Source organism: Vibrio sp. 10N.222.52.C12, from assembly GCF_041474215.1.
Lineage (GTDB): Bacteria > Pseudomonadota > Gammaproteobacteria > Enterobacterales > Vibrionaceae > Vibrio > Vibrio crassostreae_C.
The window spans coordinates 15133-26666 of record NZ_JBFRTR010000095.1; the positions used below are offsets into that span (position 1 = coordinate 15133).

Annotated in this window: 11 protein-coding genes; 2 read left to right on the forward strand and 9 right to left on the reverse strand. The window is 44.9% G+C overall.

The features are described 5' to 3' along the window. Window positions 1-20: 20 nt before the first annotated feature. From AB4623_RS16975 to moeA, 5 genes are all read right to left on the reverse strand, one after another. Window positions 21-335: a hypothetical protein gene (locus tag AB4623_RS16975; protein WP_017061706.1), complete on the reverse strand. Its 315-nt coding sequence runs from the start codon at window positions 333-335 to the stop codon at window positions 21-23. A gap of 206 nt (window positions 336-541) precedes the next feature. Then, window positions 542-1177 carry a hypothetical protein gene (locus tag AB4623_RS16980; RefSeq protein WP_372146940.1) on the reverse strand — a complete coding sequence of 212 codons (636 nt, stop codon included), beginning with the start codon at window positions 1175-1177 and terminating at the stop codon, window positions 542-544. Between the two features lie 11 nt (window positions 1178-1188). After that, complete coding sequence (locus tag AB4623_RS16985; RefSeq protein WP_372146942.1) at window positions 1189-3324, reverse strand: LruC domain-containing protein; 2136 nt, start codon at window positions 3322-3324, stop codon at window positions 1189-1191. Window positions 3325-3579: 255 nt separating this feature from the next. Beyond that, the gene (gene moeB / locus AB4623_RS16990) at window positions 3580-4329 is read right to left on the reverse strand and encodes a molybdopterin-synthase adenylyltransferase MoeB (RefSeq protein ID WP_372146944.1); all 750 of its coding nucleotides are present in this window, start codon (window positions 4327-4329) and stop codon (window positions 3580-3582) included. A 12-nt stretch (window positions 4330-4341) separates the two neighbouring features. Next, a complete protein-coding gene (gene moeA / locus AB4623_RS16995) occupies window positions 4342-5577 on the reverse strand; it encodes a molybdopterin molybdotransferase MoeA (protein WP_017061724.1) in 1236 nt (411 codons plus the stop codon). Window positions 5578-5792: 215 nt separating this feature from the next. Between moeA and folE the strand changes: the two genes are divergently transcribed. After that, window positions 5793-6446: a GTP cyclohydrolase I FolE gene (gene folE / locus AB4623_RS17000; RefSeq protein WP_017061725.1), complete on the forward strand. Its 654-nt coding sequence runs from the start codon at window positions 5793-5795 to the stop codon at window positions 6444-6446. A 301-nt stretch (window positions 6447-6747) separates the two neighbouring features. On the opposite strand, the gene AB4623_RS17005 is transcribed toward folE, so the two are convergent. The 3 genes from AB4623_RS17005 to AB4623_RS17015 form a co-directional block, all read right to left on the reverse strand. Further along, window positions 6748-7401 (reverse strand): hypothetical protein, encoded by a 654-nt coding sequence (locus AB4623_RS17005; protein ID WP_372146945.1) that lies wholly within the window; start codon window positions 7399-7401, stop codon window positions 6748-6750. Next, on the reverse strand, window positions 7394-7933 hold the full coding sequence (locus tag AB4623_RS17010) for a YaeQ family protein (RefSeq protein ID WP_017061727.1): 540 nt from the start codon (window positions 7931-7933) through the stop codon (window positions 7394-7396). Before AB4623_RS17010 ends, AB4623_RS17005 begins: the two co-directional genes overlap by 8 nt. 181 nt (window positions 7934-8114) lie before the next feature. Next, on the reverse strand, window positions 8115-8399 hold the full coding sequence (locus tag AB4623_RS17015; protein WP_372146947.1) for a hypothetical protein: 285 nt from the start codon (window positions 8397-8399) through the stop codon (window positions 8115-8117). Window positions 8400-8697: 298 nt separating this feature from the next. Here AB4623_RS17015 and AB4623_RS17020 point away from each other — a divergent pair, with 298 nt between their 5' ends. After that, window positions 8698-9495 (forward strand): hypothetical protein, encoded by a 798-nt coding sequence (locus tag AB4623_RS17020; RefSeq protein ID WP_372146949.1) that lies wholly within the window; start codon window positions 8698-8700, stop codon window positions 9493-9495. Window positions 9496-9536: 41 nt separating this feature from the next. Here AB4623_RS17020 and AB4623_RS17025 read toward each other — a convergent pair whose 3' ends face one another. Further along, a complete protein-coding gene (locus AB4623_RS17025; RefSeq protein ID WP_372146950.1) occupies window positions 9537-11516 on the reverse strand; it encodes a hypothetical protein in 1980 nt (659 codons plus the stop codon). Window positions 11517-11534 lie beyond the last annotated feature (18 nt).

The following is an 11534-nucleotide window of genomic DNA, read 5'->3' on the forward strand; positions in this document are numbered from 1 at the left end:
TACCGTTGTTGCATCGATGGCTACTGTGCAGCTCGACAGTGGATGAACTGATAACTGCTTTGTCCGGTTATTTGATTGTTTAATGTATCAAGCGCGACCACAGAATCAATAGGGCAGTCTGTGGTAGGAGCAATAGAGAGCCGAAATACGTCATTATCTTTTGTCTGAACCGTCAGATAACGCCTGTGCCCATCTAAGGATTGAGTCAGCGTGTTCGAAATTACTTTGGCTTGAATACGTTGCCCCGTCTCTGATGTTAGCGGGAAATAGGCAAGGGCAACTAACACGCCTACGCCACACATTAAGATAAATAGACCTATTTTTAACTGTTTCATGAGAGTAAGTCTTTGAAGGTTATGTTGAAAATATAAGTGAGGTTGGTGGTAAAGTGAATGCTACTCGCTAAGAAAGCTGAATTAACTGCTCTTCGACGAAAATAAAAAAGTGAGCATTTCTGCTCACTTCCTACTTACAAACAATCCATTTTGACTCTGTTTCGTCAGAGATCTCGCTAACGACAAGTTACCTGCTGTTAAACAATTTACTGCCAGACAATCTGAGAGTCGCCGCTAGAAACCACTTGTTGTAATGGAGGTTGACCATCGTAAAACCAAATCTCTATCAAGAGTGCGTCATGGTTTACTGGTGCTGCAAAGTTGGAGGCGAACACACCGTTATCTAGTGGGCCCGCAATGACCTTGCTGGAGTAATCCGGCTTCAAGGTTGAGTCATCTCTTGTACTAAAGCGGCTATAAACGGTCACAAAAGAACGGTCTGTCGAAATGCTGCTGATGTCAATGTTGAGATCAAACTGTTCAACAGAGTTGTAGTCAAATCCATCAGGTACCACCAAATCACTCATCGTATAGCTCTGCGCTGCTACCGCACTTGTCGCGGGAGACGGCGAAGGCGTTGCTGTTACCGGAGTCGTTGCTGTTACCGGATTCGACGGAGTTGCAGGTGTCGAGGGTGTAGATGGTGATGCCGTAGATGTACTTCCGCCCCCACCGCCGCCGCCTCCACAGCCGGCTAATACTAATGGCGCTGCAGCTAAAATAACGGCTAGTGACTTCTTGATGTTCCAAGTGCCTTGTACAGACATACGTTTTTCCTCAAAGAGATTGCGACTTGAATCAACGCAATGATTGTCTCGATATTGTTTAGTGTGAATAGTCATAACGTCTCTCCTTATGGTTCGTAACGTTGGTTGTCTGCAGGTGATTGGTACCATGTTTGGTTCGTTTCACCGCCGGATTCTGCGTATTCTTTAAACCCTGGGTAAGCGGTAACAATATCGACGTACTCTAAAGGCCACTCCCATTCGTCATCCGAAGTCACTATTAGTGCCCAAGGGTGGTTTTCTACTGTTTTGAAGTATTTACCTGTTGATGGATTACTGTCATCGACGCCTAAACCAGCTTCAAAGAGGTTAGTGGTATCAAATGCTTCGGTTGGAGCTTGGTCTGGCAAGTGAACCTCCCAGCTGCGTCCTGGATGTAGAGGTAGGTTTTCACCATGATAATACCCAGGCGTTGCGAAGATGAACGGGTCGTAAGGCATATCGGTCCAGCTGCCAGTACTCACACCGTCACCGGCTAAAGTAATACCAATTTGGAACGAGAACTGCTCATCTTCTTTACATCCATTACTGGTGCGGTAGAAGGTACAGCCAGTGCTGATTTTTTCTGTCAGGTCATTGGCGATAACAAAGATTGCTTCGCTACGTCCATCTTCTAGGTCAAGGTCAGTGAATGCGCCGTTGTGTTTCATGTAAGAGCTACCACTACTCACCAAGCTCGGGTCGAGGTTAGGAAGTCGAACAGCAAAACCATTTCTGTACGATGCCCCGACAGCAGCTAGGCGGCCGTCGATAGTTGATTTAACGACTTTTCCATCTTTAAGGATTTCAGTAATACGATACATAAGAACAGCATCGTTCATGTCGTAGTCAGCTTTATAAGGCCAGTTATCTTCGTACGCGAGCGTTGCGTAACCAGAAGCACTTGGGAAGTAACGAGCAGTGGCACCATCGTTAAGGACATCGACTTGAATATCGACCACCTCACCAGAGGTTGAACCGCCAAAGTAACTTAGGTTGGTTTGTTGGCTGAATCTAAATCTAGCCCACGTAGTACCGGTTAGTGCGTTGATGTCGACATTTAGGAATAGATCGTTTTCACCCGCATCTAACAGGTAATCGGTAAATACTTGCTCGTTGGCGCCATCGAAACTGCCATCTTGGTTCCAATCTATCCAAGCTGAAAGGTAACCGGTTGTTGAAGCTTCAATTACTACTTTTGAATCAAGCCCTGCTTCAAGTGCGGTAACAAAACCGATACCACCGTTTGCCCATTCATCATCCACCCCGACAGTTTCATCTGATTGAGGTGTGACATAACCATCTAAATCCGCATCTGGAGGAGTTGTACCTAACCATGTGATGCCATCGAGTTCATGTCGAGGGCCATTGCTCGCCAGTAACGTTAGGTAGCTGTCTGGAGCATCACCGAAGTCGATGTTTGAGTCTTCATCAACAACAGGTGCATTAGCACAACGAGCACCATCGTTTTGACCAGAAGCTGGGCCATTCGAAACAAATTCAACGGCTGGAACAATACCTGCCGCGATATTGGCAGCGTTGTCTGGAGACAGATTGATACGGTAAATTTTACCGTCTTGGTTTCGAGATACGTAGTAGTAGCCGTTGACATCAAAATAGCCAGCACCGAACGTACCTAACTCGCCGGTGTCTCCGATGTAGGTTTCGGCACCAGTTGTAGGGTTGAAGCTGTACAAGCCACCCGAGTTATTGTCGATACCATATAAAGAGCCATCACTTGGATGGAAAGCAAAATCAGTCAGTTTTACAGTTGCAGGGCTGCCTGCGATTTTGTTGACCGTGACGGTCGCATTCGGATCAGAGTCTAAAGGAGAGAGGTCAACAGTAAATAGTCCCTTACCTGTACGATACAAGTAGTAAACATGGTCATAGACGTCGCCGACATAGAAAGTGTGATCGGTTGGTAAGCCACTGGTATTGATAACTTCAGCTTGGAAATCCTGTCCAAGGCGCACCAAGCGTTTGTTGGTGGTGTCATAGCCATAAATATATCTGTCTTGAAAGTCGAAACCAACACCATTGATATTGGCATTCATACCCGTATCGTCTTCTAACAGAGTGGTTGAGCCGGTCACTAGGTTTACACCCCAAACTTCAACGGGTTTCGACTGAAAGAGGTATGCTTGACTAGGGCAGGTATCGAATGGCGCTGCGTTGGCGACCAATGGCGCACTTATTAGCAAACTTAACGTTGTAATTCTCATATCTACATCCTTGTGATGGAAGGTACAAATATAGTTACAAGTTATGTGCCAAATTTAACGCGTTGATTTTTAACGATTATATTTTGTGGTGCTGATTTTTTTATTGTATTCTCAAAATGAGAACTCAAATGAAACTAATCTCTCATAGAGTATTTCAAATTGATAAAGCGAGTTGAGATGCTGACGTTGAGATATAAAAAAGCCCCAACATATAGTCAAGGCTTAAGTTTTCGATAAGAGGGGATATGATTTAGCTTATCCACACACCGAACAATTAGGCATCTTCATTAAATTCATTTCACGCCAGCTGTGAGACATGGCATCGAGAATCAAAAGTTTGCCTTGCTTTGGTTGTCCAAACTTGGCAATAACCTTGATAGCTTCCAAAGCCTGAGCCGCGCCTACCATGCCAACAACAGGTGCCATCACACCGGCTTCAACACAGCTTAGAGCAGCGTTGCCGAATAGAGCGCTCAAGCACTGGTAGCAAGGTGCATTTTCATCTTGATAAGTGAATACGCTAATCTGACCTTCCATGCGAATCGCAGCACCAGAAACTAAAGGCGTTTTAGATGCGTAACATAAGCGGTTCAATTGATTGCGCGTTTCAACGTTGTCGCTGGCATCAAGTACTAACGAATGCGCTTCAATGAGCTTTGCTAGTGCCTCGTCATCAAGTCTGTGGTCGACCGTTTCAACTCTAAGGTGTGGGTTTAACACCTGTAATGATTCAGCGGCTGAAACGACTTTCTTCTTACCAATATCAGTATCGGTGTGAAGTACTTGTCGCTGCAAATTTGAAAGCTCGACAACATCGTCGTCGATCAGCATTAGCTTACCAATGCCCGCAGTCGCAAGGTATTGAGCAGAGGCACAGCCTAAACCACCCGCACCTAACACTAAGATTGAACTCTGTTTCAGCGCTTCTTGACCTTCAAAATCAAACTGTTTGAGAATGATCTGGCGATTGTAACGAAGCATCTCTGCGTCAGACAGTATTTCCATCAGCAAGCCTCGTTAGTAAAGCGTGGAGTTAAACAGTTGAATCTGAACCGTTTCACCGACTTCAACACGGCCACGTTCGCGCTCTAGTACCACAAAGCAGTTTGCTAAGCTCATTGAGCGGAAAGCGCCAGAGCTTTGGTTACCGGTTGTTTCTACTACAAACTTACCGTTTTCAATCGAGTAAATACCACGTTGATAATCAGTACGGCCTGGGCCTTTTTTGAATGCAGATTTAGTGATCGCAGGAATCGATTCTGGTGCTGTCCACGCAGTGTGACCGGCAAGTTTAGCCAGCATAGGTTGAACTAACACGTACATGGTCATCATTGCAGACACTGGGTTACCCGGTAGGCCACAGAACCAAGCGTTGTCTAGCTCACCAAATGCGAATGGTTTACCTGGTTTGATTGCTAGTTTCCAAAAGCCGATTTCGCCAAGCTCTTCAAGAATGTCTTTGGTGTAATCAGCTTCGCCGACACTTACGCCACCAGAAGTGACAACTACGTCTGCCAGTTCTTGCGCTTTTACAAAGGTTTCTTTAAGCGTTGCAGGGCAATCAGGAATAATACCTAGGTCAATTGCTTCGCAACCAAACGCTTCAATCAGTGGTTTGATACCGTAGCGGTTGCTGTCGTAGATCTGACCATCTTCAAGAGGCTGACCTAATGGCTTGAGCTCATCGCCAGTAGAGAAGAAAGCGACTTTAGGTTTGTGTGCCACAGTTACATGACTCACACCGAGCGAAGCAATCATTGGAATGTCACGAGGTGTTAAACGTTCGCCACGGCTAAGAACGATATCGCCTTGCTTGATGTCGTCACCGGTAGGGCGAATGTTATTGTTCAGCTTGATGTCGTCTTGCTGAATCTCAATGCCAGCGTCAGTTTCAGCAGTGTTTTCTTGCATGATTACGACGTCACAACCTTCCGGGATCTTTGCGCCAGTCATAATGCGAATACAGGTGTTTGCTGGCCATTCACCTTCAAAAGGTTGACCTGCAAAGGACTTGCCCGCTAAAGGCAGCACTTTACTGTTCTCTAGGTCTGCTAAGCGCAGTGCATAGCCGTCCATTGCTGAGTTATCAAAAGGAGGTACGAAAATAGGGGATAGAATATCTTCAGCAAGTACGTAACCCAATGCTTCTGCCAATGGCAGTGATAAGGTCGTTCGAATAGGTTGAATTGGCGATAGCAGCTTATCTAGTGCTTCTTCAATTGGCATCAAGCCCGGAGCGTCGCAACAGCCCATAATTGAAATCCTTTGATCGTTATTGTTTTGATTTTGTGGTTGGCAATGGTGGTTAAATAATGATCAGAGCACCTGATTCGCCAACGAAATTCTAGCCACTCTAGCACAGTTTAAGCCCCGTAAATAATGACCTCCCTTAAAATATGGGTGTATTTATTCAAAATTCCGAGTATCCTTGTTTGCCATCCAGAAGGGGTAATAAAAGAGGAAGTTCAATGTCAGGTCTTAGCGAATCAGCGAAGTTGGTTAAAGATGCGCTAGCAAGCCGCGGATTAGAGACACCAATGAGTCCTAACCAGGTTAGCCGAGAAGAGAAAAAGGAACGAATCGAACACCATATGCGTGAGATTCTCACTCTCCTTGAACTTGATCTTACGGACGATAGCCTGGAAGAAACACCGCAACGTATTGCTAAAATGTACGTGGATGAAATTTTCTCTGGTTTGGATTACGCTAATTTCCCTAAAATTACTGTAATCGAAAACAAGATGGGCGTTCGTGAGATGGTACGAGTAAAAGACATTACCGTGACCAGTACGTGTGAGCACCACTTAGTGACGATCGATGGTAAGACTGCGGTCGCTTATATCCCGCGTGGAAAAATTATCGGCCTTTCAAAGATTAACCGTATTGTTCGATTCTTTGCTCAGCGTCCACAAGTTCAAGAGCGTATGACGCAGCAGATCCTTGTTGCATTGCAAACGCTACTAGAAACGGATGATGTTGCTGTAACCATGGACGCCGTTCACTACTGCGTGAAATCTCGTGGTGTAATGGACGCAACCAGCGAAACGACAACAACAGCATTGGGTGGTATCTTCAGATCAAACCCAGCAACGCGCCACGAATTCTTACACGGCCTGCGTTGATTCACTGCATTATTAGATGAATTCAATTTAGCCTTTGTAAATTGAAGTTCGTTGAAAATATTCTAAGCCTCGCTTTATGCGGGGCTTTTTTACGCCTGCAATGAAGTCAACTGTAATGGCTGAGAATGCTGTTATTCCCTAAAGTGAAGAATGAGCGACTTATTCACTTTCGCCATTCCCTAAAGTGAGGAATGAACGTAATAGGGAATCTGTTGCGGCCAAGCAGAAAAAGCACGCTCTATATCTTAACGTTTGTTGAAAGCATATAGAGCGTAACTAGAATCAGTCGCTGGTGGAGTGCTTAAGAAAGGTTAAACAAACGCTTTAAGTGGTGAACAATACCGGATGGCTTGTTCTCGGCTTGATAGATGCTCAAACCATCGTAAAAACTCGCCATGAACTCTACGCGAATCTCATCATCACTGCTTCTCGATATACGAGACAGTAGCGTAGCGGCTACAGCTGCGTGATCATTGGCTAGGCTGTAATCCATTCCTAGTCGTCCTTGAATGAACAACCACAAATGCGTGACTAGTTTTAACTGTTGAGCGTTAGAGTTTTGAAACTTGTCGCTGTGCTCAGTTCCCACTGTATTATCGAATACATTTTGCATCGCCTCATTCGCTTCTTTATTGCTTTCAAAGCGATAGCTTGCATCGATATGTTCCTTGGTTAGCAAGCCAAGCAACGTCTGACGTGCAGAGTTCTCCGGCTTGTTCTCGCAAGCGTGTTTAAACACAGCGTGGTTTTCATCAATAAATGACGACAGCTCTTTCTCGTAGCCTGTCGAGAGCGCTTTGACTGAACCTAAACCTGCTTCTTTTAAACACTGGTGAAGCTTGGTTCTAGCTTGTTGTTTAGCTTTGATTTCTTGCTGCGCGTCGGCTTGTTGCTTGGCTTCTTCTAGCTGGCTAGCTGCTGTTTGCGAATTATTCGGGGTTGGACGCTCAGTCATTACTCTGTAGCTCTTCCCACGTTACTTCTGCCGATTGAGTATCGCTGTTAATGAAAGCAGAGTTACCCGTCAGCATGACTGAAAGATCCATCGTACGTTGTGTCATCGCCGCTAGCTGCTCAATACCATCGTTGTCTAGACGAACGATCTGAGCTTTTAGGTAGCCGAATTTACCTTTGTTCTGCTCCCACCAAACGTTTGATTTAGTGTTGAAGCTGAATACGCGTACTGATTTAGATAGGCGAGTTGCCTTCTTAACACGCTCTGGATCGGGTTCGCCCACATCGACCCATTCTAGGATTTGATCGTCTAACGACTTCTGCCATAAATCGGGTTCTTCAATGCTAGACAACCCTTTAGTGAACTCAAGTTCAGGAGATGCATTGATACAGAAAGCCATGATTCGAGCCATCATTCGCTGTTCTGTTTCAGAAGGGTGTTGTGCAACCGTTAGATTGAAAGAGTCGTAATAGTCGCGATTCATATCGGTTAAAGAGATACGAAACTTGTAGATTGTGGGTTTTAGAGCCATGTGATGTAAGGGTTCCAATCGGATGAGGTGTACTATAGGTGTACCAATGAGTTTGTTGAAATCACAGCCTATAGATAAGTTGCGCTTAGTATAAACGAAGTGGGGCAGTTAGCTAGCAAGATGAGACTTTTGGTACACCCCAATTATTTTAAGCACTTATGGCGAGCTAACAAGAAAGGGATCACATGACAGTAAGGTGTACTTCGTCGATCAAGTCTTGGGCTGAAAGTAGTACTTCTGACTCTTCGGTACTTAGTGGCGCGTTTGCTTGCTGCAGCGCGTACAAGTAATCGAATTTTACGAAGAAGTCGTAGAGTAACGGAGTGATGTTGTTATTGGTTGCGCTTATATATTGCTCTAGTGTTTCGTTTGAATTGTATGCCCTTTCATCGCCTCCGAGTGCTCTAACAATAGATACACGAACGAAATGGAAAAACGGTTCTAATTCTGGTGGGTTAACGACCATGCTAGCTCCTATATTAATTTAGCTTCATTCTTGAACAGGCATTGAAAAATTAGCAAGCACATCTGCTTGGGGAGCCGAGCGACTTAACAAAGAACGAGCCTCTACTAATACAAAACTCTTGGTTAAATGGATGCTATAGCCACTTCAAAAGTTGTCTGTAAATTTTCGGTAAGAGGCATGAACATGGCTAAGTATTTTGTTTAGTGTTGTACTTACAAAAGCTTAGTTGTTTTGGGTTATTATTGTTAGCTTAGCTAGTCCAAGCCAAATTTTTACTTAGACACGGTAGGAGTTGTACATGTTAAAGGTACGTCAGCGCATTTCAGAGAAGCAGGCTAAGAAAATGATTCTCGATTTAGTTAGGAAAAGTGACCACTCAAGTCGTAGCCACACCGACACATTAAATAACAAACAGATAGAGGCGTGGTTTAACCAAAATCAGTATCCATTTAAGCAACTAGTAACATCTAGCCGTGATTTCAAAGTAAGTATACCGTTCGTAGAGAATATCTTACCTACGACAGTTCATGTTAGTGGGGGTGAGACTTCAGTTATTGATGCTAATGGGGATGTTCAGGCATCTATCAACGGGGCTGGAAGTTTAAATATGAGTGACTATCAGGGTAAATTTGAATCAGCAATGAAATACAGAGATCGTGCTATTCAGCATGCTGATATTGAAGAATATTACTCGTGTCTATCTAAGCTGTTTGCATCTTTAGAGTCATATTTCAACTATAAGGCTTTGGTTTATAATCAAACAGCAGCGGATAAGCTGATTGATTCAAAACAGTCTCCAGTACCTCTGGAAGATAAAATTCGAGATTGGATTCCTATTTTAGCTCCGGGTAATAAGGTCGACCGCGGTAATAGATGTGGGCAGTTGTTTAAACTGCAGTTGCTCGAGCGTAATAACCAGGCTATCCATCCTAAATCACCTGCCCAAGCAACTTCATATGCAGATCTTGCTCAGAAGCTGAACGAATTACGTGATGGAGTTATAAAGCTCACGTATGACATTTACTCCGTATTGGAAGTTGAGATGAAATCTCAAGTTATTCGTAGCGTCTATCACCCAGATGTCTACACAGATTAGCTCATTTGCCCTTGCCTTATAGCAAGGGCTTTTCACCTGCATTAAAACCCCCAAGCCATATTCCCCACGTCTAGATTTAAGTCGGTGCCTTTTTCACTTTTCGCTTTCTCGATCGCGACTGGTTTATCTGACTTGATGGTCAGTGACACTTCAGATTTACTTTTGATGGTTTGGTTGCCCAATGGGCTATATGCTGTATTTTGCTTGGTAGATTCGAATCCGCCAGCTTGATAAGCATGGAGCCCTTGTTCGGTTTGATTACCCAACGAACCATACGTTGCGTCCTGCATAACAGGCTCAACGCCACCTGCTTGATAAGCATAATAACCTTGCTCGGTTTGGGTTCGCTCAGTTCGGTTTTGGGTTTCATTGGTCGTAATGCCAAGCGTCGCGCTCTTGTCTTCGATACGGTTGAGTTTGGCGGCTAAGTTATCGACTTCTTGGCCAGCTTCATCAGTTTGAATTTTCCACCCATCGGGGATAAGCGCATCCGGCAGCTTGTTGATTAGGGCTTTGAATTTATCCCATAACCAGCCAATGCCGTCACCAATCGATTTAATGACTTTGTCTAAGCCAATGAACTTATCGATTAAATAAGTAATCGCGATTACCGCAGCAGCAACCGCAGCCACCATGAGCCCGATTGGGTTTGCCAGAACCGCCGCATTTAAAGCAATCAACGCTACCTTTAGAATGGCGACCGTCGCCAGAATCCCCTTGAAGTTTTGCGCTAACCAAATAAGCCCTTTACCTAACAGTTCAAAGCCTTGATAAAGACCGTCTACGGTTTGGATAAGCTTTTCGATAAAATCGGTTCGCCAGGCTGCGTTCTTAAACTTCTCAGAAAACTGGGTGAATGCTTTGGTCGCTTTTTCCATGATGGGGGCAAGTGCTGCAAACTTCATAGAGCGAACGCTTTCTTCGATTTTTTGCAGAGCATCGTTGTAGGCTTCCGCTTTCGCCGCATCTTCTGCAGTCGCACCGCCACCCAATGCATTGAGTTCTTTTCTTGCTGCCGTTAACCCTTCAGTGCCTTCACGCAACATGATCAGCATTTTGCGACCGTCTTGTCCAAAGGCCGCATCGGCAAAGGCCATTTGCTCTTGCGGCGTTTCAAGCTGAGAGAACTCTTCAAGGAGCATCTCATAAGCCTGCTTGGTGTCTTGCGCTCCCTGTAAGTCTTTATGCAGCGCGTTCTCACTTTTCTTTAGGTAAGAGCCTAACGCACCTGAACCCGTTTTTTGCAGCACGCCAAGTCGTTTGGTAAAGCGAAGCATTGAATTCGATAGTGCATCAGAGCTTACCCCCGCATGTTCAGCCTGGGACTGCATTACTTGGAGTTCTTCAATAGGTAATTTTAGGGTCGCCGATGTCTTTGCCAGGTTGTCCATTTCACCTGCAGCACCATTCACTTGCGTCACTAACCCAGCAAAGCTTAAACCACTTAACAGCGCGGCCCCTTTTCCTGCCGCTGCAGTGCCGACTTTTGGAAACTTGATGGAACGGTTCAGCTTTTGAATCGGGCTCATGACTCCTTGTAAGGTGGTATAACGCTTACTGAGTCTTCCTATCTCCTTACTGTGTTTCTTATAACTTCGATTCAGTCGGTCGTACTCATCATCGAGATTCCCTGTATTTACTCCTGTCTTTTTTAACTGGCTATCGAGATTTTCTAAATGAGACTTGTAGCCCTCTTGCTCGGTGTTCAGTTTGCTCAACTTAGCTTGTTGCTTTGTGATTTTCTCCGTTAGCGCCGCACTTGGGGATTCAACGCCTGCCGCTTTTACTTTTAACTCTTCAAGCTTCTCATTGACCGCAGCAACAGCAATGGCATTCTTATTCATCGCTTTCCGGGAGCTTTTGAACGAATCAATCATCCCCATTGCGGCAGAGTCATCAGCCTGTGTCTTCTGTACTTTTTTAATGGACTTGGCGTAATGGTCACTCTCGCCACTCATACCTTTGAGAACGGCCGAAGTTTTATCTTTCATGTCCATGAGAACAGACAGTTTCATTTTCATTCTGGATAGCCTTTTGTT

Coding starts and splice junctions, on each gene's coding strand:
- AB4623_RS16975 (WP_017061706.1), bottom strand. CDS start 335: ATGAAACAGTTAAAAATAGGTCTATTTATCTTAATGTGTGGCGTAGGC.
- AB4623_RS16980 (WP_372146940.1), bottom strand. CDS start 1,177: ATGACTATTCACACTAAACAATATCGAGACAATCATTGCGTTGATTCA.
- AB4623_RS16985 (WP_372146942.1), bottom strand. CDS start 3,324: ATGAGAATTACAACGTTAAGTTTGCTAATAAGTGCGCCATTGGTCGCC.
- moeB (WP_372146944.1), bottom strand. CDS start 4,329: ATGGAAATACTGTCTGACGCAGAGATGCTTCGTTACAATCGCCAGATC.
- moeA (WP_017061724.1), bottom strand. CDS start 5,577: ATGGGCTGTTGCGACGCTCCGGGCTTGATGCCAATTGAAGAAGCACTA.
- folE (WP_017061725.1), top strand. CDS start 5,793: ATGTCAGGTCTTAGCGAATCAGCGAAGTTGGTTAAAGATGCGCTAGCA.
- AB4623_RS17005 (WP_372146945.1), bottom strand. CDS start 7,401: ATGACTGAGCGTCCAACCCCGAATAATTCGCAAACAGCAGCTAGCCAG.
- AB4623_RS17010 (WP_017061727.1), bottom strand. CDS start 7,933: ATGGCTCTAAAACCCACAATCTACAAGTTTCGTATCTCTTTAACCGAT.
- AB4623_RS17015 (WP_372146947.1), bottom strand. CDS start 8,399: ATGGTCGTTAACCCACCAGAATTAGAACCGTTTTTCCATTTCGTTCGT.
- AB4623_RS17020 (WP_372146949.1), top strand. CDS start 8,698: ATGTTAAAGGTACGTCAGCGCATTTCAGAGAAGCAGGCTAAGAAAATG.
- AB4623_RS17025 (WP_372146950.1), bottom strand. CDS start 11,516: ATGAAAATGAAACTGTCTGTTCTCATGGACATGAAAGATAAAACTTCG.